Annotated in this window: 22 protein-coding genes; 5 read left to right on the forward strand and 17 right to left on the reverse strand. The window is 62.7% G+C overall.

What is annotated here, in order from left to right; translation table 11 throughout:
• Window positions 1-85: 85 nt before the first annotated feature.
• Genes ABB26_RS15385 through ABB26_RS15395 form a run of 3 tightly spaced genes read right to left on the reverse strand, consistent with a single transcriptional unit; the run spans window position 86 to window position 6,039 of the window.
• Complete coding sequence (locus ABB26_RS15385) at window positions 86-3,907, reverse strand: YhdP family protein (RefSeq protein WP_057635590.1); 3,822 nt, start codon at window positions 3,905-3,907, stop codon at window positions 86-88.
• Window positions 3,908-3,946: 39 nt separating this feature from the next.
• The gene (gene rng / locus ABB26_RS15390) at window positions 3,947-5,437 is read right to left on the reverse strand and encodes a ribonuclease G (RefSeq protein WP_057635653.1); all 1,491 of its coding nucleotides are present in this window, start codon (window positions 5,435-5,437) and stop codon (window positions 3,947-3,949) included.
• A gap of 5 nt (window positions 5,438-5,442) precedes the next feature.
• On the reverse strand, window positions 5,443-6,039 hold the full coding sequence (locus ABB26_RS15395) for a Maf family nucleotide pyrophosphatase (RefSeq protein WP_057635591.1): 597 nt from the start codon (window positions 6,037-6,039) through the stop codon (window positions 5,443-5,445).
• Window positions 6,040-6,172: 133 nt separating this feature from the next.
• Between ABB26_RS15395 and ABB26_RS15400 the strand changes: the two genes are divergently transcribed.
• A complete protein-coding gene (locus ABB26_RS15400) occupies window positions 6,173-6,907 on the forward strand; it encodes an SIMPL domain-containing protein (protein ID WP_057635592.1) in 735 nt (244 codons plus the stop codon).
• Between the two features lie 474 nt (window positions 6,908-7,381).
• On the forward strand, window positions 7,382-8,041 hold the full coding sequence (locus ABB26_RS15405; protein ID WP_057635593.1) for an energy transducer TonB: 660 nt from the start codon (window positions 7,382-7,384) through the stop codon (window positions 8,039-8,041).
• A gap of 252 nt (window positions 8,042-8,293) precedes the next feature.
• Here the strand turns inward: ABB26_RS15405 and ABB26_RS15410 are convergent, their stop codons facing one another.
• Both ABB26_RS15410 and ABB26_RS15415 read right to left on the reverse strand, forming a co-directional pair.
• Window positions 8,294-8,716, reverse strand: coding sequence for a type IV pilin protein (locus tag ABB26_RS15410; protein ID WP_275452821.1), 423 nt, complete (start codon window positions 8,714-8,716; stop codon window positions 8,294-8,296).
• A gap of 8 nt (window positions 8,717-8,724) precedes the next feature.
• Window positions 8,725-12,213: a pilus assembly protein gene (locus ABB26_RS15415; RefSeq protein WP_425477267.1), complete on the reverse strand. Its 3,489-nt coding sequence runs from the start codon at window positions 12,211-12,213 to the stop codon at window positions 8,725-8,727.
• Here ABB26_RS15415 and ABB26_RS19710 point away from each other — a divergent pair.
• Window positions 12,212-12,307, forward strand: coding sequence for a hypothetical protein (locus ABB26_RS19710; RefSeq protein WP_425477268.1), 96 nt, complete (start codon window positions 12,212-12,214; stop codon window positions 12,305-12,307). The two genes, ABB26_RS15415 and ABB26_RS19710, sit on opposite strands and share 2 nt — an antisense overlap.
• Here the strand turns inward: ABB26_RS19710 and ABB26_RS15420 are convergent.
• The 4 genes from ABB26_RS15420 to ABB26_RS15435 are packed head-to-tail and all read right to left on the reverse strand — an operon-like array spanning window position 12,279 to window position 14,876.
• Window positions 12,279-12,815, reverse strand: a complete 537-nt coding sequence (locus ABB26_RS15420) for a pilus assembly PilX family protein (RefSeq protein ID WP_161809066.1) — start codon at window positions 12,813-12,815, stop codon at window positions 12,279-12,281. The genes ABB26_RS19710 and ABB26_RS15420 overlap by 29 nt on opposite strands.
• A gap of 20 nt (window positions 12,816-12,835) precedes the next feature.
• A complete protein-coding gene (locus ABB26_RS15425) occupies window positions 12,836-13,855 on the reverse strand; it encodes a PilW family protein (RefSeq protein WP_057635596.1) in 1,020 nt (339 codons plus the stop codon).
• Window positions 13,852-14,280, reverse strand: coding sequence for a type IV pilus modification protein PilV (gene pilV, locus ABB26_RS15430; protein WP_161809067.1), 429 nt, complete (start codon window positions 14,278-14,280; stop codon window positions 13,852-13,854). Before pilV ends, ABB26_RS15425 begins: the two co-directional genes overlap by 4 nt.
• A gap of 20 nt (window positions 14,281-14,300) precedes the next feature.
• Window positions 14,301-14,876 carry a GspH/FimT family pseudopilin gene (locus tag ABB26_RS15435; RefSeq protein ID WP_057635598.1) on the reverse strand — a complete coding sequence of 192 codons (576 nt, stop codon included), beginning with the start codon at window positions 14,874-14,876 and terminating at the stop codon, window positions 14,301-14,303.
• Between the two features lie 115 nt (window positions 14,877-14,991).
• On the opposite strand from ABB26_RS15435, the gene ABB26_RS15440 reads away from it, so the two are divergent.
• Window positions 14,992-16,011, forward strand: a complete 1,020-nt coding sequence (locus ABB26_RS15440; protein ID WP_152982707.1) for a sensor histidine kinase — start codon at window positions 14,992-14,994, stop codon at window positions 16,009-16,011.
• A 61-nt stretch (window positions 16,012-16,072) separates the two neighbouring features.
• Here ABB26_RS15440 and ppnN read toward each other — a convergent pair whose 3' ends face one another.
• From ppnN to grxD, 5 genes are all read right to left on the reverse strand, one after another.
• Window positions 16,073-17,461, reverse strand: coding sequence for a nucleotide 5'-monophosphate nucleosidase PpnN (ppnN, locus tag ABB26_RS15445; protein ID WP_057635600.1), 1,389 nt, complete (start codon window positions 17,459-17,461; stop codon window positions 16,073-16,075).
• 111 nt (window positions 17,462-17,572) lie between these two features.
• Window positions 17,573-20,872: a TonB-dependent receptor gene (locus ABB26_RS15450; protein WP_057635601.1), complete on the reverse strand. Its 3,300-nt coding sequence runs from the start codon at window positions 20,870-20,872 to the stop codon at window positions 17,573-17,575.
• 220 nt (window positions 20,873-21,092) lie between these two features.
• Window positions 21,093-21,686, reverse strand: coding sequence for a YhgN family NAAT transporter (locus tag ABB26_RS15455; RefSeq protein ID WP_057635602.1), 594 nt, complete (start codon window positions 21,684-21,686; stop codon window positions 21,093-21,095).
• A complete protein-coding gene (locus ABB26_RS15460; protein ID WP_057635603.1) occupies window positions 21,683-22,399 on the reverse strand; it encodes an SDR family NAD(P)-dependent oxidoreductase in 717 nt (238 codons plus the stop codon). Before ABB26_RS15460 ends, ABB26_RS15455 begins: the two co-directional genes overlap by 4 nt.
• Before the next feature lie 23 nt (window positions 22,400-22,422).
• The gene (grxD, locus tag ABB26_RS15465; RefSeq protein ID WP_057635604.1) at window positions 22,423-22,743 is read right to left on the reverse strand and encodes a Grx4 family monothiol glutaredoxin; all 321 of its coding nucleotides are present in this window, start codon (window positions 22,741-22,743) and stop codon (window positions 22,423-22,425) included.
• Window positions 22,744-22,861: 118 nt separating this feature from the next.
• Here grxD and ABB26_RS15470 point away from each other — a divergent pair, with 118 nt between their 5' ends.
• Window positions 22,862-23,440 carry a superoxide dismutase gene (locus tag ABB26_RS15470; protein WP_057635605.1) on the forward strand — a complete coding sequence of 193 codons (579 nt, stop codon included), beginning with the start codon at window positions 22,862-22,864 and terminating at the stop codon, window positions 23,438-23,440.
• A gap of 84 nt (window positions 23,441-23,524) precedes the next feature.
• On the opposite strand, the gene ABB26_RS15475 is transcribed toward ABB26_RS15470, so the two are convergent.
• From ABB26_RS15475 to purE, 3 genes are all read right to left on the reverse strand, one after another.
• The gene (locus ABB26_RS15475; RefSeq protein ID WP_057635606.1) at window positions 23,525-23,860 is read right to left on the reverse strand and encodes a carboxymuconolactone decarboxylase family protein; all 336 of its coding nucleotides are present in this window, start codon (window positions 23,858-23,860) and stop codon (window positions 23,525-23,527) included.
• Window positions 23,861-23,929: 69 nt separating this feature from the next.
• The gene (locus tag ABB26_RS15480; protein ID WP_057635607.1) at window positions 23,930-25,072 is read right to left on the reverse strand and encodes a 5-(carboxyamino)imidazole ribonucleotide synthase; all 1,143 of its coding nucleotides are present in this window, start codon (window positions 25,070-25,072) and stop codon (window positions 23,930-23,932) included.
• Window positions 25,069-25,572, reverse strand: coding sequence for a 5-(carboxyamino)imidazole ribonucleotide mutase (purE, locus tag ABB26_RS15485; protein WP_057635608.1), 504 nt, complete (start codon window positions 25,570-25,572; stop codon window positions 25,069-25,071). The genes ABB26_RS15480 and purE overlap by 4 nt, the downstream gene beginning before the upstream one ends.
• Window positions 25,573-25,579 lie beyond the last annotated feature (7 nt).

Genomic DNA, 25,579 nt, shown 5'->3' on the forward strand with positions numbered 1-25,579 from the left:
AGATGGTTCACGCGCCGCGACACGGCGCGCGCAGGAAGGCTGTGGCTGACAACCCCACGCGTGAAGAGGGCTTGCGCACAGCTTCTCAGGGACTGCCGGCGGCCGGCGTGATTACCGGTGGCGGCGTGCGTGGACTGTCGCGGTCGATCACTTCCACCTTGGGGTCTTTCCATGGCCCGGTGACCTTGTAGGTCTTGGAGCCGATTTCGCCCAGCGGCTTGCCAAGCACCGCGTTGGCGGCCGCGCCCACCGCCGCGCCCACCGGGCCGCCGGCTACCGCGCCGACCACGGTCAGCAGGTTGCCCGAGCGCGGGTTGACGTCGATGGTCTGGTCGAACTGCTGGCTGCGCAGGTCGGTCTGGCCACGAATGGTGATGTTGGCCGCCGGTGCCTCTATGGCGATCTTGTCGGTGCTGGCCATGCCGCCGTCAAAGCGCACGGCACCATCGACATGATTGAAGGCCAGGCCCTTGGAAAACAGATCACGGAAATCCAGCATCAAGCGGCGTGGCAGCTGCGCCACACTCAACAGGCCCAACACGCGACCGGCACCGGGTTCCACTTCCAGCAACTGGCCATTGCGCAGATTCATGCTCAGACCACCCTCAAGGTTGGCCAGACTGAATGCCATCGGCGCGGCGTTCCAGTTCACCTGCAACTGCATCTGTCCCTGTCCACCACGTACCTGACCGCCATAGCCCAATCGCTGCATCAGATCGCCCAGATCCTCGGTCTGTACGCTGGCGGTGGCTTCGGTACGAGCCTGCGCGGCCATGCCACGCCATTGCCCCTGCACATCGATGGTCTGCTTGGGCGCGCGGATCTGCAGCTCCTGCACATGCAGGCCATCGGCCAACGGCTGGGTCCGCAGGCGCGTCTGGCCCAACTTCACCGTGCCGAACGCCAGGTCTTCGATATCCAATGCCAGTGGCGGAATCTTCGCCGGATCGACCGGTGCCATCGGCGTGTCGGTGGATTCAACCGCCGCCGCCGTGGCTGCCTGCCAATGCACGCGTTCGAGCTGGCCGCTGACGGTTGCACCGTCGGCCTGCGGTATCTGCAGGTTGCCGGCCAGCGCCGGGCCATCCAGCTGCACGGCCACGGCATCGGCGCCGGGGCGCAACCGCAGGCGTGTCTGCGGGAAGCGCCCGCCGATCAGCAGCAACTGGTCAGCCAGTACATCCACCTGCTTCAGCGCCAGCCCGTCCTTGTCCTGCGACGTATCACCGCCGCGCGCCAGGCTGATCCATTCCAGTGCGTCCAGCGACGGCGTGCGGCCATTGACCACCAGCCCATCGGCGGGCGGCTCATGATCGACCCGATCGCTGCCCATCGTGACCTGAACGCCGGTCTTGCCGTTCTGGCTGCGCGCGGCCAAGGCCATCAACTTGCCGAAGGCGACATCGATGCGACCACTGCCCATCGGCAAAGCCGCCTGCACGGTGGTGGGCAGCGCGTCGCCGGCTGGCTTGTTCAACGGTGCCGGCAGCTGCAGGCGCGTGCCCTGCAGGTCCGAATGCAGAGTGAGCAAGGTCGGTGGCGCGGCGCGGCTGCCGGTGGCGACCTTGGGCAGGGTGACGCCTACCGTCCAGTTGGAAGTCCCGTGTACATAAGGCTTCAGCCACCCCAGTTCGGGGGCGCGGTCCAGCAGCCTGCCGGCGTCCAATGCGGCCGTCAGTTCTGCCTCGAAGGCATGTGCGGGATTTTTGACCGGATCACCTGCGCGCAGCGCCAGCACGCCATCGCGTTCCTGGTGGCGCACCTGCAGGGCCGGCGCATCGAAACCATTGCTGCCGTACCGCACGTTGCCATGCACGTTGTCGAACTGCAGATCCCAGCGCTTATCCGCCAGCCGGGCACCACGCAGATCCACCGTCCCCTGCAGGCGGCCAGCTCCCTCTCCGCGGCGCAATGGCAGCAGCAGGTCGAAGTTCACATCAGCTGGCCCAGCCACGCTCAGGTTATCCAGCGTCTCGCCATACGTGGCCTGCAACGGGCTCTGCTTCAGCATCGCCAGCAGATGGCTGCCATCGTCGGCGGTGGTCGCGCGTACCTGCAGCAGTGATTCGTGGAAGTCGGCGATGCCGGCCTGCATCCGGTCGACCTTCACTCCGGCCAGCTCGCCCCTGCCCTGCAACTCGAAACCGTTGCCGATGAAGTTGATGTCCGCATCCACCTGCCGCATCACCGGCCAGTCCTTGTGGAAGCGGATGCTGCCGCCATCGATATGCCCGCCGGCCTCAAAGCGGCCGTCGTGGTCGTTGAAGGGCCAGTCGTCCAAGTCGCCCACGGCCAGGCCGGTGGCTCCGCGCAGGGTGCCGTCCACCAGCGCGGCGTCCAGCCAGTCCACCGCCGCCTGGCTCATGCTCGACCGCACCCAGAAGCGCTTGGCGGCAGTCAGCGGGACATCGTCGATCTTGGCGGCCAGGTTCATCCACGGCCGGGTGCCATCGCCCTGGAACCACATGCTGCCGCGCACGTCGGCGGCATAGTCAGTGCCCTGCACACGCAACGCGGGGGTGCCCACCTGCCAGCCGGCACCCTCGCGCCAGCCGATCAGTTCGCCGGACATGCGCAGTACGTGCGGCACGCCAAAGCCGGTGGGCCAGTCGAAACGCACTTCATGATCGGGTTGCAGCTGCAACGACACCGCCTGCGCATCGCCTTCAAAACGACCACGCAGACCGCTCAGCCCAGGGCTCTTGCCGACGGCATTGAAGCTGGCATCCAGCAGTTCGCCATCGGCGCGCAGCGGGCCATCGGCATCACCGACGATGCTGACATCGGCAAAGCGCAGTTTGGGTCGCGACTGGTAAAACCAACGGCGCAGATCAGGCGCCAACCGTTCGCTCAGCGCCGCCACCCGCAGCAGCGGGCCAGCGTCGAGCTGCTTGCCCTGCAGTGCGAAGTGCCTGCCCCCGGCAAGCAGCAGACCGTCGAGCACCTGCGGGCTGCCGCTCTCGGTGATACGCAGCAGCGGTGCATCCACACGCCAGCCGCCGTCGATGGTTTTCCAGCGCGCCCGCAGCTGCAGGTTCCTGAAACCGGTGGAAGGTGCGTCCGTCGCGGCCTGCAACGGCGCGCCGGAAAGCTGCACGTCTTCGAGCTCGCCTTCGGCAGTGACGGCCACCACGCGATGATCGCGCAGTTGCACCCAGCCATTCAGTTCACCCTTGCCCTGGCGCAGCTGCACGCCGGCAAAGCGCAACAATGGCGACCACGCGGCGAGGTCGGCCGGCTCGGCGGACAACCAAGCCTGGCCGTCGCCGCGATCCCGCTGGAAATCCAGCACGGCGGTCAACGGCGGCGCGGCGGTGTCGATCCAGCCCTTGGCCCCCACCCGCAGGCGCTGGCCATCCACGCGTAGGCGCACGTCTACACGGGGGATGCGCGCCTGCACGCCGATTGACGGTGCGGCCACCTGCAACTGGCCACCAATGACCTGCAGCTCACCCAGCCGTCGCAGCGCGTCGAGCGGGTCGCCACCGTTGTCGGCACTGGGCAGGCCGCGCACCGACCAGCGGCCATCATCGGCACGCTGCAGGGTCAGGGCCAAGCCGCGCAGGCGCAGCTCGGTCAATGGCGCCCCCGGCAGTAGACCGGAGTAAAGGGCAACCAGCACTTCGGCCTGCCCCACGCGCACACCACCGTCGCTGCCAATGCGCAGGCCGTCGAGCTGCAGCAACGGGCCGCGACGGGTCCAGCGCGTATCCAGCCGGTCAAAGCTCACCGGCTGGCCAGCTCGCTCACTCAGCCAGGCAGCCACCTTGTCCGGGTGCGACTCCACCATCGGCAACAGCTGGCTGAGCGTGCCCACCAGCAAGGCCACGCCCACCAGCACGAGCGCCAGTGCGAACAGCACATGGCGTCGGAGATGACGCAAACGGTGGTGCAACAGCGTGGTCATTCGCCAACGCCGCCCTCCACGACGGAAGCGGAACGACGATCAGAGCAGCACGACATCGAACTGCTCCTGCAGGTACTGGTCATCGGCCTGGAAACGGATGCTCTTGCCAAGAAACTCTTCGAGCTCCGCCACCGCCGCTGATTCCTCATCGGTGATGCGCGCCACCACCTTGGACGAGGCGATCACCAGCAGACGCGCAGCCTCGAACTGGCGCACGGCGCGGGTGATCTCGCGGAAGATTTCGTAAGTCACCGTTTCGGTGGTCTTGATGCTGCCGCGCCCGCTGCATTGCGGGCAGGTCTCCGACAACTGCCGCTCCAGGCTTTCGACGGTACGCTTGCGGGTCATTTCCACCAGACCCAACGGCGAGAAGTCGTAGACCGTGGTCTTGGCATGGTCGCGCGCCAGCGCCTTTTCCAGCGTGCGCAGCACCTGGCGGCGGTGCTCGGGGTCATCCATATCGATGAAGTCGATGATGATGATGCCGCCCAGATTGCGCAGCCGCAGCTGCCGGGCCACCGTCTGCGCCGCCTCCAGGTTGGTGCGGAACACGGTTTCTTCCAGGTTGCGCTGGCCGACGAAGGAACCGGTGTTGACGTCGATGGTGGTCATCGCCTCGGTCTGGTCGATCACCAGGTACCCACCGGACTTCAGCGGCACCTGCTTGTTCAACGCTCGGACGATTTCATCCTCCACACCGAACATGTCGAAGATCGGGCGGTCGCCGGTGTACAGCTCCAGCTTTTCGTCCAGCACCGGCATGTATTTGGCGACGAAGGCCTTGAGTTGAGTGAAGGTCTCCTTGGAGTCCACCTTCACCTTGTCCACGTCCTTGCGGATCAAATCGCGCACCGAGCGCAGCGGCAGGCTCAGGTCTTCATAGATGATGCTGCACGGCGCCGCGTCGCGACCACGGCGCTCAACCACGTTCCACACGCGCGACAGATAGGAAATATCTTCTGCCAGCGCCTCGGCTGGTTGGCCTTCGGCATTGGTCCGCACGATGTAGCCATAGCCACCATGCTGGGCAGAGATTTCCGTGACCAGCGATTTGAGCCGGGCACGTTCGGTTTCGTCCTCGATGCGCGCCGACACGCCGACCATCTTCGACTGCGGCAGCAGCACCAGATAACGCGAGGGAATGCTGATCTGCGTGGTCAGCCGCGCGCCCTTGGTGCTGATCGGGTCCTTGACCACCTGCACCACGACGTCCTGCCCATCACGCAACAACTCGACAATCGGTACCGACGACGGCAACGGCAGCGCGGGCGCGGTTTCATCGATGTCAGCAGCCACCGGCGGCGGCCGCACCACGTCGTTGGCGTGCAGGAACGCCGCGCGCTCCAGGCCTACTTCGACGAACGCGGCCTGCATGCCCGGCATCACCCGCTGCACCTTGCCCTTGTAGATGTTGCCGACCACGCCACGGCGCCAACCGCGCTCGATGTGCAGCTCCTGCAACATGCCGTTCTCGATCACCGCCACGCGGGTTTCGCGCGGGGTGACGTTCACCAGGATTTCTTCGGACACGTCCTTCACTCCCCCTTGTCCATGGAACCGCTTGCCGCCCCCGCAGTGAACGCCGACAGCAACGCCGCGGTCTGCTGCAACGGCAGCCCCATTACCCCTGAATAACTGCCCGCCAGATGACTGATGAAGCGCTCCGCGCCCCCTTGGATCGCATAGCCACCGGCCTTGCCCATCGGCTCACCGGTGGCGACGTAGGCGGCAATCTGTTCGGCGCTCATCGGCGCGAAGGTCACCTCGGACGCCACCGTTTCCAGCGCATGACGCCCCGCCGCAGCCAGCGCCACCACGGTGATCACCCGGTGCGTGCGCCCGGCCAGCGAGGCCAGCATCGCCGCCGCATCGGCCGCATCGGCCGGCTTGCCGTAGACGCGGTCGCCCAGCACCACCTCGGTATCGGAGCCCAGCACGACCGCCTGCGGGTCATCGCCGACCAGGGCCAATCCGGCCCGCGCCTTGTCCAATGCCACCCGGCACACGTAGGCTTCAGCTGGCTCACCCACCCCACGCACCTCCGGCACGTCCGTATCCAGGACACGGAAGGGCACGCCAAGGCGGGTCAGGAGTTCATTTCGTCGGGGGGAGCGGGAGGCAAGATAAAGCATCGCGGAAGCATAACCTGCGCCGCCTACCTGAATGATCCGCCGCATCGCGAATGTGACAGCAACCCCGCGTTGGCTCACCACCCGTTCATCGCTCCGAACTTCAACTTCACGATCCAATCCAAGGAGGATCCTCATGCGCTGCCATCACGCCTTTGCCCCGCTGCTGCTGTCCCTGTCACTCGCCCTGGGAGCCACGATGACCGCCCACGCTCAAACCGTCCCGACCGTCGTCGCCAACGACGCCACGCTGCTGAACATCTCCGCCCAGGCCGAAGCCCACCGTGTGCCGGACATCGCCACCCTGTCGGCCGGCGTGGTCACCCAGGCCGTGGACGGCAATACCGCCATGCGCGAGAACGCGGTGCAGATGGACAAGGTCATGGCCGCCATCAAGGCCGCCGGCATCGCCGAGCGCGACATCCAGACCAGCGGCATCAATCTGAATCCGCAGTATCGCTACGCCGAGAACGAAGCACCGAAGATCACCGGCTATCAGGCCACCAACACGGTCAGCCTGAAGGTGCGTGACATCACCAAGCTGGGCAAGGTACTGGACAGCCTGGCCGCACAGGGAGCCAACCAGATCAACGGCCCCAGCTTCGAGATCGACCAGCCCGAACCGGTCTACGACGAAGCCCGTCTGGCTGCCCTGAAGAAGGCCCAGGCCCGCGCCGAGACCTACGCCAAGTCTCTGGGCCTGCGCGTGCGGCGCATCGTCAGCATCTCCGAAGGCAGCCAGGGTGGCTTCCGTCCGGCACCGATGATGATGATGAAGTCGGCCGGGGCTGCTGCCATGGACACGGCGGTTTCGCCCGGTGAAACCACGCTGTCGGTCAACCTGGACGTGGTGTTCGAACTGGGCCGCTGATTCAAACGCTTTTTGCGAAACAACAACGGCGCCCGAAGGCGCCGTTGTTGTTTGTGGACACCGCGCAGGCCGCGATACCGGCAGGCGTGTGAGGCAGACACTCCGGACAACGCACTTCAAGCGGCACTCAGCGCAGCCGCGGCTGGCGCGAAATCCCAACACCACAACCCCCTTCCCTGACACGCAGCTTGTCCAGACAAAGGAAGCGCGCGACAACATCGACCCACGCACCATCACAATCAGCGCTGCCCCTGCCCATCGCAAAAGAGAGGAACGGAGAGGAACTCCTTCCACACCGCAATCAACACCCCTGATCCCCTTCAAAGCTGTCCAGCAGATAACCAGCAAATCCCGCCCTGCTTGTCGGCAACCCCATTCACTGGCGCACTGGCCTCACGCGGGCCGGAACCTGCAACCCCGACCTGCGTCATCGCGCGTTGTTTTATGTCACACGCCCACGCATGGAGGTGGAACATGGTCCGCACGCAACCCCGCACCACGTCGTTGCACTTCGAACCGTCCCGCATCTTCGCCTACAGCACCGCCATCGCCCTGCACGCCCTGGCGTTGGGCATGCTGCTGATACCGCTGGCCCAGGCCCCCATCCGCAACGACACCGTGCGCGAGCGTTGGCTGGTTCCGGACGTGAAGCCGGTAGTACCCACGCCACCACGTCCAGACCCCATCCCCGTCACCCGTGCGCCCTCACCGCCTCGCCAGCCGGCGTTGCCCGCGCCTGTCGATAACGCCCCGCTGCCGATCTTCGCGACCGAAGCCGTCATCACCGCACCGGCAGATGTCGCGCCGGTGGAAACGACCGCACCAGCCATTGACTCGATCGGCCCCTCCTCACCACTAGAAGGCGTGACATTGCGTTACCTGCGCAACCCCGCTCCCGCATATCCACGCGATGCATTGATGGCCGGTGCACAAGGCACCGTCACCTTGCGCGTGCTGGTCGGCGAAGACGGCTCACCGCTGGAAGTCACGATCGAGCGCAGCAGCGGCAACCGCAGCCTGGACACCGCCGCCCGCAACCAGGTACTGCGCCGCTGGAAGTTCCAACCCGCCGTTGATGGTGGACGCCCCGTACAGGCCTACGGACTGATCCCGGTGGACTTCAAGATGGGCTGACCGGTTGAAGACCTGCAGGGCGGGCCCAATGGAACCTCCTTGCAGGTCGTTGCTCGAACGCAGGAACAACCCCTGACCACAGGAAGCGGACTGCACAACACCGAGTAAGTCACTCTGGCTTTATGCGATTCACCACCGCGGCAGACCGTCACGGCAGCACCGAAAAAAACAACATGGGCCGCAGCAACATCGCCGGCGGCCCATGTTCATTTCAGTCACCACACGCTCAGCGCATGCAGTCGCCCCCTAGCGTCAGAAACACTGGGCCGCAAGCGTCCCGGTCGCCCCGTTCGCCGTACGCGTACCAGATTGGTTGATTCCCAGCGTGCCGCACTTGGTGTCCTTGGTGGCCTGCGAACCTTGGGGGGTCGCCGTCAAGCTGAAGCTGGTCGCCGTCGGATCCGCCGCCGGGTCAATTGTGTAGTGCTCTGCAATCTCATCGTCACACGCGGTCTTCGGCACCACGGCATCCTGGTAGCCCTTTCCAGGATGACTGGTGTAGTAGCGCTCCATGAACTGCACTTTCTCCAGCAGGCAGCCGGCAGCAGCCACACGCCGGGTCTTGACCACGTGTTCGACATAGCTCGGATAGGCGATACCGGCCAGGATGCCGATGATCGCCACCGCGATCATCAGCTCGATCAGCGTGAAGCCCTTTTGGTTTGACATGCTCATTCCCCGATTCATTGCGCCACGATCTCACGCCAGCTGATGCGACTGGGCCGACCACCAGTGGGCGGATTGATCTCGTCACTCTTTGTGCCGCTACTCAGGTCGCTTGGCCCGGTACCGGTACCCACCGTCACAAGCGTATCGGTCAGATTCACTTCGGTCGGCATACCGCCCTTGACTCCCACAGAGCCAATGACACCGCTGTTTCCATCCTTGTCGGTCAAGCCCGTTCCGTCGACAAAGTAGCCGCCGCTCTTGGGACTGGTACCGGTGAAGAGATTGATGGCATTGACGAAGCCCGTGCCGCTGGCGCCACTACAATCCACGCCCGTGGCTGGAATCACCGATGTCAGATACATCGCCGAGCCATAGATCGTCGGTCCCGAGGTCACTCGCTCCGGAACCGGTAGGTCGATGAACCACCCCTGCTTGCTACCACCCAACACCGAGTATGCCTCGAAGCCACGAGCGTCGTTCCCATCCTTGGTCTTGCCGGAGAACGGAATGGTCCGTGCTTCCAGCGCTGCGCGGCCGGCGATCGTCGTATTCGTATCAATGATCCCGTAGATGCTCTGAACCTGGGAGGTAATGCCGTCACCGGGAACGTCGGAGTTGGAGATGAAGCGGCCGGTACCAAAGCCGACAAACACCTTGCCCGACGTATCACGCCCCACACCCAATCCACCGGTAATCGCTTGCGGCGCGCCCTTTGAATCAACTGCCTGGAACAATTTCACAGCAGCACCCGGATTGGTACCCTCGAAGTTCCAGCGCCAGATATTGCCCTTCAGGTCACCGCCATAGACCACGTCGATCTTGCCGTCACCATTGAGATCGGCCATGCCCGTAGACATCAGGCCATTGCCCGAGCCCGTGGCAGCAACCAGCTTATGCGTCTTGATCACCGAACCGGTTGCTGACAACTCATAGGCGTACAGCGTCGCCGATCCGTTGGGACTATCGATGCCATTGGGCACCAGCGCATATGTCTTGCCGGCGTTACCGTTGCGGATGCGAACTGCACCGAACACGTAGCCCATGTCTCCATCAGGATCCGCGCCCGACTTCGGCGTCTGGAACGTCTGATCCCACAGCACGTTGGATGCGCCCATCGATGTGGGATTGGTCACATCGAGTGCAAACACGCCTCGACCGCCGCGACCCAAGGCCGCCACCAGGATGTTCTTGCTGTTGCCCTGATTGGCACGACTGATTACATCCATCTGGCCATCAACGAAATAATGGTGCTCATAGTCCGGTGAACTGAGCTTCGCCATTTCCTCGAAATCCAGACCCTTGGGTACATAGGAGAACAGGATCTTGCCATCCTTCACGCTGATGGCGTGCAGCATGCCGTCATTCGCCCCAACGAATACAGTGCCGGAATCCTCCACGAACGCCGGTGAGGAATCCACAATGTCACCCAGCGGGTAAGCGCGCTTGCGCAGCGTGCCATCCTTCTGCCCTTCTTCCTTGCTCTGGACACCACGCAGGTAGTCGATGTTGTCCGCCGCAGTGACCGCAGCAGCGGTACCTGTCGCGGCACGTGCAAACACGCTGGAGGAAGGCAGCGCGGTGTTGAACACCTGCGGCGTTCCGCCAAAGCCGGTCAATACGGTGCGCTGTGCAAAATTGGCATTGACACCACCGGCAGCAAAAGTCTTGGACAGCGCCCAAAGCGGTGTATTCGACACACCGGTCAACGCCGCATTGAAGGGACTGGCGATCATGTCGCCAATCCAGGTATTGGAGGTAAACCCGGCCACGAAAGTCAGCGTGGTGGATTCCGTCTTGGTCGAGCTGGACGCAATATTGGAACCGGATGCACTGCGTGCAGCGATATTCTTGAGTGCTTCGTCCAATGCATCCGCGAATTTGTCTGTATCCGTGGCAACCACGAAACTGCCTTGCCCATTGAGGCTGGCATGCCACAGATCATCAATACGCTGTCCACCAGAGTTCCTGATGGGATCAGGCCACGTGCTCGGCGGCGGCTTGGTCGGATCCAACGTTCCCTGCAGACCGATCGAGATACCAAACGTCACCATGTTCTGCCACGTATTCAGCGTATCGTCGTTGGCGAGCGTCGGCTTCAGATCAGTCTTCCAATAGTGATATGCCACATCGGCCAACGTATCGGAATAGTTGTCTCCGTAAGTACTGCCCTTGTCGGCATTCCCCAGTTTTGATGTGTAGCCACCCGCGTTGTCGGCCTGATTCCAGTAACCATCAGTGGTCAGCAATGCATAGTTCTGGCGACAAGCAAGCATGTTGCCCGTACTGTCCTTCCACGGATCATCACTACTGAAGTAGCGACCCGCCCGCTGCAACGCGCCATGCAACGGTGTATTGCCACCGGCACTGGCTGCCTGCAGGCGGCTATAGAACGTGTCGCGATTGCCGTCTACAAACAATCCATCCTCGGTTTGATAAGGAATTGGATACGCCGGAACAGCCCCCCCAACGTCAGTCCGGCTACCACCCTTGTTCCAGATGGTGTCAAAGCCCACTCGGAAATTCTTACCCAAACGGCCAAATGCTTCAGATGCGCCCGCCTTGGCCATCTTATTGCGGGTCCGGTGGTACTGGTACCAATTGGCAAAATTCTGCAGCTCTGCAGCCTGTCCTCGCGGCGCCTGAGCATTGCCACTGGCATCTTTGCTGGTACGCGGTGGCGTTTCATCCACCCAGTTGCGCGAAACCGTTGCCGTGTAGCTGATATTGGATATCGAATTACGGCTCCCGTTCAAAACCTGGAAATAGACGGTCGTCAGTGACGTAACGTCCAGGGCCAGACTCTTGGGATTGTCACTGCCGGTGTAGCTATCAAGTTGTCCGGAACTGCAATTGCTGGACGAGTAGACATACAGCCGGGTGTTCTGATTACCCGAAATCCTGAGCACCAAGGCTTCCCAACCAGACACCGGCACGGCAAAGCAATCAGAACGGCCGTTGCCCGCTATGGAAGAAATCCGATCATTAAGTATCTGACTGGATTCAGGCGATTGACGCTGCACCACGCCACCACCAGAGCTCTGCGACGAGGTCGAGCTGGCTATACGATACTTGTCATACCTGCTTGCGACCGTACCCGGATTGGTGATGCCTGGCTTGGGAATATAAAAGTACGACTCTTCGCTGTCTCGCAGATCCAAATTCTGGCTTCCCGTACCGGTAATAGACGAGGAAACCGACTTGAAATTCGCAGCACCCAGGCGATCGTCGAGATTGACGCTCGATGTGCGCCACGAGTGATAATCGCGATCAGGGTTGTAATAAAGCGTGTTGTTCACATAAGCACGATCGCTGACGTTGTCATTCAGCGAATACTTGTCCGAAGGCATATGCACAGCCTGCATCGAACCCGAGTCATCCAGGATCAGCATGATGTTTGGCGGAATGGCATCACCACCTGTCAGCAGCGGATAGTTCGGAAACGAAGTCGTGTCAGCAGCCTGCGCCGATGCGGCCGCCATCATCGATACCAGCGCGGTACACATGCCGATGCGGATACGCTCGGCCAGAGCATGTTTGGAATCAGGATTGGATTTCATGGCGTGCCCCGTCAGCGGCGATACAGCGATTGGACAATGACCTCCGCGCCCGAAGGCGTGGCGGCATAGGCGGTGATGCGGTAAACGCTCTGCTCAGCAGTACTGATGCAGGCTTTGGACACGTCGACACAGTCCGAAGCACCACCACCACTGACCGAGGTACCAAAGTCTTCGATCACGAAGCGCGGCGAGATCGCAACCTCACCGTCATAGCTCTTCACCTGTGCACCCGTCTGATACTGGCTCCCACCATTGGCCCAGAAATCCTTCGCAGCCCATACAGGCTCGGCGTCGGGTTTCGGCATCGCACAGCGACCGTTGGAACAACCGGAAGAAGGAAAACTGATGGCCGCAGCATCACGCACCATGATTTCAGCTTGGCGCAGCCCGGCTTCAGCCACCTGAAACGCCAGACCACGGGAAATCGTATTGGCAGCCATACGCTCCTGCATGATGGCGCCCCGCATCGAGGCCAGGCCCAGCAGGGTGATGACAACCAGCAACATCAACACCACGATCAGAGCCGCACCGGATTGCTCCTTCCGCATCGAAAAGGAATGCATCGTTTTCATAGGATGTTGTCCTGATGGTTCCGCAGCACGATGACGTCCTGCATTGTTCTTTGCAGCACATTGCCTTCGTCGTCACGCACGTCACTCGCCGCCATTGCACCGCGTTGCGCCTGGAAAGTCATCGCCAGATGGATCGCCGTCACCAACGTCCAGTTGTTGCCTCCGGCCACGCTTGCAGCATCCACATAGCCAGAAGCATCACCGACCTTGTAACCCACGGTCATGGCGGTGACGCCCTCGGCAACTTCGCTGCGAACATTCTGCGCAGTGCGATACAACGAAGTTCCACCGCGACCGTTATCCTCCACCGTCCATCGTGCTTCGTACGGCGCTACCACGAACGCAGGCGAGCGTCCGATACCGCGCGGACATGCAAGTGAATCAGCTGCGCTCGGCACACCTTCGATATGGAAGCAATAACCGGGACCAGACACCGTTTCGCTGCACTTCCCGGCTTCAGGCGCTGTCGTGAAACCCGCACCACAGTTCGCGCCGGCAGCATGCTGCACTGTCGCACCGGAAATACCGGTAACCGAAAATGCAATGGCGTGATCGCTGTTGCAAACCAGCAGCGGCTTGCCTGCTTCAATTCCGCTCGCAGAATTCAATGTCAAGGCGTTATCCGGCCGGGAATGCTGCGTAACCCGGTACTGCGGGCCATTGGCCAGGTATAGGGAAACGAAATCACGCCCGCCGTTCGTACCACCAAACACGCCGTTGGCAAATCGATCCCAGAATTGCGCATCCGGCGCCGTGATCTGCACCGTGATCGGATTGGCGGCATTGAAGCGCGAACATGGATTCATACCCGCCTCGCGGATGTCCCGTGCAATAAGTTCAAAGGCGGCGCGCTGGTTTTCCTGGATGCGATTCACCATCTCACTGGCGCCATAAACGCGTCGGTTCGACATGAAAATACTACCCGCAGCAGCCACCACAAGCAGGCCCAGTAACAGCGCAACCATCAATTCGATCAGCGTAAAGCCCCGCTGACGGGCGCCCATATTGGTATTCATAGCTGGCTGGTTACCTCGACTTGTTCCTGCGAGTCGCCACCCGTACCGCGCTCGTCATTCCACTGCACGCCCACCGAGCAGGTCATGGTGTTCTGCACGCAGACCACCCTGCCTTTGGCGTCAGGTGCCACGGTCTGCTTCAACCCAGTCAGCCAAGCATCCATGCTGCCTGGGTCTCCCGAGCCTTGACCATCGACATAGATATTCGTGTTGTAGGCAGATACGTTCTCGCGATCGGCACGGATGATGTCCATCATCGAATACACCTGCACTGCCGCTTGGGTACGGCTTGCGGAGCTACCGGTGTTCTTCAGGGTAATTGCCTGCAACGCGGCGATACCCAGCACTCCGATTGCCAGGATCAGCACCGCGACCATCACTTCGATCATGCCGATGCCGCGTTGCCGGGCTGGCATCGAGCTCATGCACGCTGCGTTCTTCATATTCATATGTCTCCCGGAGCGGAGCAGTTCGCCCCAGCTTCACGACGGGCGCTGGTGATGCGCACCACCGCAGCAGAAATGTCCACCGCGTTCTGCCCGGTCAGGTCCGCAGCACACATCGAGATGGTGCCACTACTTTTTGCACCTACCTGGACAAAGCCCGAGGGCGTAAAGGTAATGCGCGTGTTGCCTCCGGTAACGTTGGCGCTCGTTTTCACAGAAACCTTCGGATTTGCCGCAACCGAGCGCAGTACTGTGGGAGCGCCGTTCACGGTCGAGAGAACTATCCACTGACTACCTACCGTGTTCGAGCAGCTCGCGCCATCGCTACTGGGACAGAAGGTCGTCGCCTGCCGCCGCGAAATTGCCTCGGTACGGGCGATCTGCAGGCCCGCGATCATTTCGTTACCGCTGGATACCAGACGGTTGTGACTGATCATTTTGCTGAAACTGGGAGCAGCAATGGCCGCGATGATCCCCGCCACCGCCACCGTGACCATCAGCTCGACGAGCGTAAAGCCCTTATCGTAGCGTTTCCCAAACACTCTTACGCTCCCCGCCGGAATGTTCCCGACCATGCGCAAGCTCCCCAGATTGACTAAGCTGACACGCTAAGCCAGCCCCGTCCTCCCGTCACGTCCAGACCGATGGGCGGCACTTCGCTCATGACCAATGGCAGCATCCATTCCGCCCATGCCAGAAAAGCCCACCCTCACGCCGCTGGACACCCTCTGGAAAGCACCGGCGATCATCTGGACGATCCTGGCCGGCGAAGGACTCGCGATCATCCTTGCCCTGGCGCCGGAGCATATCGGCAACCGCTGGGTGCTGTTCGGCGCACTCTCCCTGATGGTGCAGTGGATCTCGCTGTCGGCACTGGGAGCGCTGTACCTGCTACGCAATCCGTTGTCCCGCCTTCCTCCCACCTGGATCGCCAACATCACCTTGCTCGTCCTGGTGGCCTGCAATCTGCTGGTCTGCATCGCCAGCTGGTGGGTACTCAGGAGCCTGCTGCTCATTTCGTCGGAGAACTGGCTCCCCACGCTGCTGCGCTTTACCGGCATCGTCATCACCTTCGGCCTCCTAGGCCTGGCCGCCTTCCAGAACCACTGGCGTGCCCGCCAGCTTGCCGTGCGCGCCAAGCAGGCTGAGCTGGAAGCGCTTCAGGCCCGCATCCGCCCCCACTTCCTGTTCAATACGCTCAACACCGGTGCGGCGCTGGTACACCAGCGGCCGGAGGATGCCGAGCGCCTGCTGCTGGACCTGGCCGACCTGTTCCGCGCTGCGCTTGCCGGACCTCAGGAAATCCCGCTGGCCGAGGAAATCGCGCTCTCCCGTCGATATGTGGAGATCGAGGCACTGCGTTTCGGCGAGCGCATGCGCGTCCACTGGGAGCTGCCCTCGCCACTCCCGCAACTGCAGGTACCCACGCTTTCCATCCAGCCGCTGGTCGAGAACGCCATCCATCACGGCATCGAGCCATCGCCCGAAGGCGGTGAAATCCGCATCTCCGTCGCACAGGGCAAACAGCAGATCATCGTCACGATCGAGAACGACCTGCCTGCAGCAGGTACGCGGCCGCTGCGCAACGGTCACAAGGTTGGGCTGAAATCCACCAGGGCCCGCATCCAGGCCATGACCAACGGCGAGGGCGACGTCGTCACTCGCATTGAGAACGGACGGCATATCACCACCGTCACCCTGCCAACCTGAGTAGCGCAGCCCCCTTCGCATTGCACGAAGGGGGCATCCAGGCGCGATCAGGCGCCGACGATCAAGCCACCACCTGGTAGCAGGGGTGGTACTCACCGGAAATCTTCATGCGGCGCTGTTCGACGAATGCACGCAGCAGCTCATCCAGGGCCTGCATCATCTCGGTGTCGCCGTGGATCTTGAACGGCCCAAACTCCTCGATGCGACGCATGCTTTCTTCCTTGACGTTGCCGGCAACGATGCCGGAGAACGCACGTCGCAGGTCGGCCGCCAGATCCGGCGCCGGGCGTCCCTTGTGCAGGTTCAAGCCAGCCATGGCTTCATGGGTCGGCACGAACGGCTGCTGGTACTCCAGCGGAATCTCCACCTGCCAGTTGTAGAAGAACGAATCGCGTTGAGCCAAGCGGAACTCGCGCACGCGCTTGATGCCCTGCGCCATCCTGCGGGCAACGCCAACCGGATCGCCGACGACGATCTCGTACCGCTCAGCGGCCTTGTCACCCAACGTCAGGCGGATGAAACGATCAATCTGCTCGAAGTAAGGCGCCGCGATGGCCGGGCCACTGAGGATCAACGGGAACGGCAGTTCCTTGTTCTCCTCGCGCAGCAGAATGCCGAGCAGATACAGGATTTCCTCGGCGGTACCCACGCCACCCGGGAACACGATGATGCCGTGACCCAGACGGACAAACGCCTCCAGCCGCTTCTCGATGTCCGGCATGATCACCAGGTGATTCACGATCGGATTCGGCGATTCGGCGGCGATGATGCCCGGCTCGGTGATGCCGATATAACGCGTATTGGTCTTGCGCTGCTTTGCATGGGCAATGGTGGCGCCCTTCATCGGCCCCTTCATCGCCCCCGGCCCACAACCAGTGCAGATATCCAGTCCGCGCAAGCCGAGCTCGTAACCCACCTGCTTGGTGTACAGATACTCGTCACGCGAAATCGAGTGACCACCCCAGCACACCACCAGGTTCGGATCGCTCGGCTGCAGGATGCGCGCATTGCGCAGTACGCCGAACACCGCGTTGGTGATGCCGTCGGAGGTTTCCAGGTCCGACGCATATTCCGGGCCCAGCTCGATGGCCATGTAGGCCAGGTCGCGCACCACCGAGAACAGCAGCTCGGCGATACCGCGGATGATCTCACCGTCGACGAAGGCCGCCGCCGGTGCATTGCTCAGGTCGATGCGGACACCGCGGTCCTGCTGCGTTACTTGCACATCGAAATCCGGATAAAGATCGCGCGCAGCACGCGGGTCATCCGACGCGCTGCCACTGGTCAGCACGGCCAGCGCACAACGGCGCAGCAACTCATGCATGCCGCCACCGGAGGCGTCGCGCAGCCGCGCCACTTCCGTACGCGAAAGCACATCCAGCCCACCACGCGGGTAGATGCGCGCATCCTGCACCGGCAGCGCCCTCGCTGCCCCTTCACTCTTGGTCATTTCCACTTCAACTCCTTCTCATTGGCGATCGACTTTAGCGCTGCCCCCATGAAAAGGAAAACGGCCGGGTTGCCCCGGCCGTTTTCGGTTTACATCCGATCAATCAAGCGATCAGAACTTGTAGCGGAAGCCCACCTGCATCGACCAACGCGATTCCCAATCGGTCAGGTTGACCTTGGTGACCTTGTTCGCGTCGAAGTTGTAGATGTACTTGCCAGTGGCCTGATCGATACCTGCGAAGGTCGCAGCGCCGCGATCGCTGAACGGCGAGGCATAGCTGACCTGCCCCCAATCCTTATTCAGCAGGTTGCCGACGTTCATGATGTCCAGCCAGATCTCAGCCTTGTGACCCTTGAAGAAGGTCGGCAGTTCCTGGCTGATGCGCACGTCGAAGGTGTTGACCCAGGCATTGCGCTGGCTGTTGCGCGGAGCAACGCCACCACGGTATGCCGCCAGACCTTCCTGACCATCCAGCCATGCGAAGAAGGCGTCTTCCATCGCCGCACCGCCGGTGAACTTCACGTCACCACGGCCACCCGGCACATAGAACAGGTCGTTGCTGTAACCATCACCGTTGGCATCGTTCAGGAAGCGCCAGCTGTACGGCAGACCCGAACGGCCTTCGTAGAACATCGAGAAGGTGGTGTAGTTGTCACCGAAGAACGCCTTGCGGAACTGCAGGCTGCCGGTGAAACGGTTCTTGATCTCGTAGTTGGACGTACCGGCAACCACGTCATTCGGGTTGAGACCGGCGACGTTGTTCCAGTTGGAGATGGCACGCGAGGAGGTCAGCGGGCTGACTTCGGTGGCGTCGGTGTAGGTGTAACCCAGCGACCAGCCCCACACATCGGTCAGCGGCTTGCTCAGGCTGGCGGTGAACTGGGTGCTGCGACCCTTGTCGGTGTTCTTCAACAGAATCACACCGTCGTTGTGCCAGCCGGTCACGTTCTCGTAGCCCGGGATCGTGTCAGCGATGGCGCCCACGTTGGTGTTGCTGCCTGCACGAACACCGGTGCCGGCGTACGCGTTGGACCAGTACATCTCACGACCGTCCTGACCGCGCACGGCATTGACGTTGCCCAGATCCAGGCGCTGGAACGCGATGGCGTCCTTGACCTTGGTATGCAGCAACTCGACCGAGCCCACGATGCCGTACCACGGCAGCTCGTGATCGAACGCCAGGTTGGCCTTCCACACGGACGGCTGACGGATGCCCTTCTCCATCAGGTTGACCATCATGCTGTAGCCCGAAGCCGGCGACGGTACGGTCGGGTTGTTCGGATCCAGCGAGACCGGCAGGCTCGCCCAGATCGCCTCGCGCTGCGCCTGCGTCATGCCGGCGGTGATGCGCTGGTTGTAACCGATCAGGCCGAAACCGCTGTTCTGGTAGGAGTTACCCACCCACACGTTGGCTGCAGCACCCTGGAACAGGCCCAGGCCGCCACGCAGCTGCGTCGGACGCTCGCTGTCGAAGGTGTAGTTGAAGCCGAAGCGCGGCTGCACCAGTGCCTTGTCCAGGGTCTGACGGTTGTCATAACCGTAGATCTTCTGCACCAGCTCGTTGTGCACCGGAACGTCGTCCAGGTCCGGAATATCGACGCGCAGGCCGAACATCAGGTTCAAGTTGTAGTTCACCGCCCAGGTGTCCTGCACGAACAGGCCGGTGTTGCGGTGCTTGTACTGCATCGCGACCGAATCCATGCCCTTGCCCGGGACCGGTGCATTCAGGTCATACACCCAGTAGTGACCGTTACGGAAATCATCCAGGTTGGCAAAGCCGTAGGTGCCCCAGATGTTCTGCGCGTACAGGTTGTAGATTTCGTTCGATTCCCAATCAAAACCGAACTTCAGGGTGTGATCACCGATGTACCAGTTGGCAGCGCCGTAGGCGTTGGTGGTCTTGGTGCTGATGTCATTGCCGTGACGGAATTCGTCGGCACCGGCATTGAGGTACGGCGGAGCGACTGCCGAGTTGCCCGGGCCACCGCCGATGATGATCTGCGGCAGCTTCGAGTAAACGTTGCTCAGCGAATCATAGGTGCGACGGCCGACCTTGAACTCGGTGGAGAAGTTTTCGTTCCAGTCACTGAACAGCTGGATGACGCTGGTCTTCACTTCCTTGTTGATGTCGTACCAACGGCTGCTCAGACCCAGCGCCGGACCGGCGGTGGAGATGCCGTGGCCACCGTAGGAGGTGGAGCGGCTGCTGCCCACCAGGTTCGGATCAACCTGCTCCAGCTTGGAGAAACGGGCCGAGACGCGGTGGTCTTCGTTGATGTTCCAGTCCAGCTTGACGGCGTACTCTTCGACTTCCTGCTTGGTTTCAGCAGGTGCGTCCAGCGTGCCGATGTCAACGCCGTAGACGTCCTTTGCGATCTTCTGGGCTTCAGCGATGAAGCTCGGATCGATATCGACCACGTTGGTCGCATTGGAGCCACGCGGACCGTAGGACTGTGCAGCGCGGCTGCGCTCGTACTTCTCGTAGTTGGCGAAGAAGAACAGCTTGTCCTTGATGATCGGGCCGCCGAAGGTCGCGCCCCAGGTCTTCTCATCTTCGAAGCCGTTGAACTTGGCGTCGGTGACCGGGTGATCACCCACCATGTCCTTGTCACGGTAGGTGCCGTAGACCGAACCGTGGAATTCATTGGTACCCGACTTGGTCACGGCATCGACCACAGCGCCGGTAGCGCCGGTGATGGTGGTGTCGTAGTTGGAGACGTCAATGTTGATCGCTTCGATGGCATCCATCGACACCGGCTGACGCATGGTCGGGAAGCCGTTGGATTCCAGGCCGAAGGTGTCGCTGGTGTTGATGCCGTCGATGCGGATCGCGTTGAAACGCGGGTTCTGACCACCCACGGTCAGTTCGCCACGCGACTTGTCGCTCTGGCTGATGCGCGGATCCAGACGCACGTAGTCCTGGATGTTGCGGTTGATCGACGGCAGCGCTTCGATCTGCTGCTGCGACACCGAGGTACCGGCACCCATCTTGTTGGCGCTGAACACGTCCGAACCGCCGCCCACAGCCATGACCTGCACGGCTTCCAGCGTGGTCGCGGCAAGATCACCGGCCAGGGTACCGTTGACGGTGTTGGTCTGGCTCAGGCTCAGGTAGACGCCTTCTTCGGTCTTGGTGCCTTCACCGGACTTGTTGATGGTGATGGTGTACGGGCCGCCGACACGCAGGCCGCGCGCGTTGTAACGACCAGCCGCATCGGTGGTTGCACGGCTGACCGTGCCCGACTCGACGTGGGTGATGGTGACTTCAGCACCAGCAACCGGCTGACCACCGTTGTTGGTGACCTGACCGCCGATGCCGGCGGAGGTGTTCTGGGCGAAAGCTGGTGCGGCCGCAAGGGCGACAACCAGGCCCAGAGCAAGCTTGGACATCCTGATATGAGGGTGATTCATTGGTTAGGTAGCCTCGAAACGAGTTGGCGATTGAGAAAAAACGCGATCCTTCAGCCCCGGGGTCAACCGGGCGCCTGATCGGCTTGAATCTGGGGGTCCCTTACCGAGGCGGTTGCAGCCGCAACGGTTAAGATAAGGTTAACACGGTAATGACTGTTTATGACTGGAATAAGACAGTCGTGCGGCACTGCAGCAAGACAAAAACCGCCAAATCAATCGCTTAATGGATCGACGCGAGGTAGGCCGTCAATCCATCCAGCAGCATCTGCACCGAAATGGCGACAAGCAGCATGCCCATCAGCCGCTCCAGCGCGATCAGCGCGCGCGACCCCAGCAGCCGGTAAAGCAGCGGTGCCGACATCAGGATCGCGGCCGTGGCACCCCATGCCAACAGCAGCGCCAGGCTCCAGTCCCCCAGCCGATGCGGCTCGTTGCTGCCCATCAGCATCACCGCCGCCATGCCGGAGGGCCCGGCCACCAGCGGGATGGCCATCGGCACGATGAAGGGCTCGCCGTCGGGCACCGCCCCCATCAGACCTTCCGGCCGGGGAAAGATCATGCGGATGCCGATCAGGAACAACACGATACCGCCCGCAATGGCCACCGATTCCTGGCGCAGATGCATGAGTTCGAGCGCATAGCGGCCGCCCCACAGGAAGCCCATCAGCACGACCAAAGCAATCAGCAGCTCGCGGATCAGCACCACCCGCTGCCGCCGAGGCGTCAGCGGCTTGAGCAGGCTCAGGAAGACGGGGATGTTGCCCAGCGGGTCCAGGATCAGGAACAGCATCAAGGCTGCCGACAGGACAGTCACGCAGGCAGTTCCAGCACCCTTCCCCGCCACGGCGCGCCGCCGGCCGCCAGCAGCTGCACGCAGGCCTCGGCGTAGTTCGCCGGGTCGACCGCCACCGCATCTTCTTCATGAGTGAATGCGCGCGCGCGCAGCCCGGTGCGCATCGGCCCGGGCTGGAGACCGCTGACCCGGACCGGCCCGTTGCCGAGCTCGTGATGCAGGGAGTCCAGCAGGCCCCGCAAACCGTACTGGGCCACGCCGTAGCCGCCCCAATAGGCCTGGCCAACCCTTTGCGGGTCATCCAGCGCGAACACGACCGCCGCATCCTCGCGTTGCCGCAACAGCGGCAGGCAGGCCTGGGTGAGCCAGGCACGCGCGGTCAGGTTCACGTGGATGGCGCGCGCGAATGCTGCCGGATCACCGAGCGCGAACGGCGTCAGCCCCGGGAAGTTGGCGGCGCAATGCAGCAACCCGTCCAACCGACCCAGCTCGGACTCCAACCGCTCGGCCAAAGCCGCATAGTCGTCCGGGCTGGCGCCTTCCAGATCCAGCGGGTACAGCAGCGGCTCCGGCCCGAGCCGGGCGGCGCTGTCATAGACACGATTGAGCTTGGCGACCTTGCGCCCCAGCAATACCACCGTGGCGCCGGCTGCCGCGCAGGCATTGGCGGCCGCAGCCCCCAAACCACCCGCCGCGCCCGCCACCAACACCACCCTGCCACCCAGTTCCGGCATCCCGGCACTCCGTGGCTGCGCACTCACGCTTGTCCGGCCTCGGCAACGATGCGCTTGAGCTCACCGGATTCGAGGAGTTCCAGGATGATGTCGCAGCCGCCGATCAACTCCCCGTGCATATAAAACTGTGGGAAGGACGGCAGGTTCGAGTAGCGCGGCAGATTGGCACGCACTTCGGGGAACTCCAGCACGTTGACCGTGCGCAGGTTGACCGCACCAGCGGCCAACAGAGCCTGCACCGCACGACTGGAATAACCGCACATCGGGTACTGCGGCGTACCCTTCATGAACAGGACGAGAGGATGCTGTTCCACCTCAGCCTGGATTTGCTCCATCACCGGCATTCGAATTCTCCCTGCTGCGAAAGAACGGCCTGTCCTGGTCGGATAGACTTTCCGTGGCCGCCAATTGTAAGCCGAGCCGGCCCACTCCCGACGCCCTCGCCTCGAAAAGAAATGCCCCATGCCCGTACAACTGCCTGAACTGCCTTACTCCCGCACCGCGCTGCAACCGCACATTTCGGCAGAGACACTGGACCTTCACCATGGCCGCCATCACCGCGCCTATGTGGATGCGGTCAATGCCCGCATCGCCGGCACCGAGATGGACGAACTGTCGCTGGAGGACATCGTCCGCGGCAGCCAGGGCAGTCTTTTCGAGGCGGCAGCGCAGGCCTGGAACCATGCGTTCTTCTGGCAGTGCCTGCATCCACGCGCCGGTGACGACCCCCATGGCGCACTGGCCGAACGCATCAACCTGCAGTTTGGTGACGTGCAGAAGCTGCGTGAGGAGTTCAACCGCGCCGCGATGGCCGTATTTGGCTCCGGCTGGGCATGGCTGGTGCAACACCCGGACGGCACGCTGGCCATCACCACCACCCGCAATGCCAACACGCCACTGACCGGCGACAGCACGCCACTGCTGGTCTGCGATGTATGGGAGCACGCCTATTACAGCGATTACCGCAATGAGCGCGCTCGCTATCTGCAGGCCTTCTGGAAACTGGTGAACTGGGATTTCGTCAGTTCGCAATTGCGCTGAGCAGCACCCTCGGCACCGCGCCATGCCCGGCACAGGCATGGCGGCAAAGCCCGGCCGGGCCAGGCGCCGCGCCACCAATCCGGCTCAGTCGTGAGTGGCCACCGCATCCAGCACGCGGGCCGAGTACACCATCGCCGCGCCAGCATTGAGGGCAACGGCCACACCCAGTGCCTCGGCGATCTCCTCGCGACTCGCCCCCTGCTTCAAGGCCGCATCCACATGCGTGGTGATGCAACCATCGCAGCGCGTGGTCACCGCCACGGCCAGCGCGATCAGCTCGCGGGTTTTGCCGTCCAGATGCGCAGTCTGCGCACCAGCCCCACTGAGCGTGAGATAGCCTTTGAGCGTATCGGGCGACAGCTTGCCCAGCTCGCCGATGCGGCCTTTCAGTTCACGACGATACGCATTCCAATCCAACATGGGACGTCTCCGGTTGAAGTACCGGAGACGCTACGCCAGCGGACCTTATGGCGATGTAACGGCTGCGCCTCAGCGGCGCAGCGTTTCCAGCACCGGCGCCACCTGCGCCTGAACACCCAGGACCTCGCCCACCCGCTCCAGGGCGTCCGCCAAGGCCACGGCGGAGTCGTCACGCAGGTTGGCGTGCCCCACCTTGCGACCTTCACGCGACTGTTTGCCGTAATCGTGCCAATGACCGGACGACTCGTTCAGCACCGGGCCCGCCTCAGGCATCTGCCCGATCCAGTTCAGCATGCAGGCATGGCCAAGCATGCGGGTGTCGCCCAGCGGCAGACCGAGCACCGCGCGCAGGTGGTTCTCAAACTGCGAGGTTTCGGCACCATCGCTGGTCCAGTGGCCGGAGTTGTGCACGCGCGGCGCCATCTCATTGGCAAGCAGCGCATCGCCACGGCAGAACAATTCCAGTGCGAACACGCCCACGTAATCGAGGCGTTCGGCCACGCGACGTGCGTAGTCGATGGCAGTGTCATGCTGTGACGAAGAAGCCACGGCCGGCGCCAGACTGGCCGACAACACGCCGTCCACATGCCAGTTGCCCGTCAGCGGCCACGCGCGGAATTCACCATCGCGAGCGCGCACGGCAACCACACTGATTTCACGGTCGAACGCCACGAACCCTTCAAGGATCAGGCCGGTTTTCTCGACCTGCGCACCCAGCGTCTGCCACGCCGCGTCGATATCGGCTTCGCTGCGAATGCGGAACTGGCCTTTGCCGTCATAGCCGAGGCGGCGCGTCTTGAGGATGCACGGCATGCCGAACTCGGCCACCTTGGCGGCCAGCTCGTCGCGACTGCGAATGTCGGCGAAAGGCGGCAGTGCGATTCCCAGTTCCTGGAACAGCGTCTTCTCGCTCAGGCGGTCCTGCGCCACCGCCAATGCGACCGGATTCGGATAGACCGGCTTGCGCTCGGCCAACCAGCGCGCGCTGGCAGCGGGCACGTTCTCGAAATCGAAGGTGACCACATCCACCCTTGCGGCAAATTCGGCCAGCGCGGCGGTGTCATCAAAGGCGCCTACCTGCAGCGGCGCGACCTGCCCGGCACAGGCATCCGCCGCAGGGTCGAACACCACGAAACGCAGGCCCAGCGGAGCACCGGCCAACACCATCATGCGGGCCAGCTGGCCGCCGCCCAGAATACCGACGGTGATCATTGGCGCGGGTCGTCCGCCGCCATCACGTCGTCGGTCTGGCGCGTGCGGAATGTCTCAAGCGCCTGACCGATGGACGGCTGCTCCGGTGCCAGCATCGCCGCAGCAAACAACGCGGCATTGGAGGCACCGGCGTTGCCGATGGCGAAGGTCGCAACCGGGATGCCGGCCGGCATCTGCACGATCGACAACAGCGAATCCATACCGTTCAGCGCCTTGGACTGCACCGGCACGCCCAGCACCGGTACGGCGGTCTTGGCAGCCAGCATGCCCGGCAGGTGCGCAGCGCCACCGGCACCGGCGATGATCGCGCGCAAGCCACGCGGGCCCGCCTGCTCGGCATAGGTGAACAGTACGTCCGGCGTGCGGTGCGCCGAAACCACCTTCACTTCATACGGAACGCCCAGCGCATCAAGCTTCTGGGCAGCGTGCTGCATGGTTTCCCAATCGGAGCGGGAACCCATGACGATGCCGACAAGCGGCACGGAGGGGTTGAGGGTCATTGGCCGT

The organism is Stenotrophomonas humi, from assembly GCF_001431415.1.
GTDB lineage: Bacteria > Pseudomonadota > Gammaproteobacteria > Xanthomonadales > Xanthomonadaceae > Stenotrophomonas > Stenotrophomonas humi.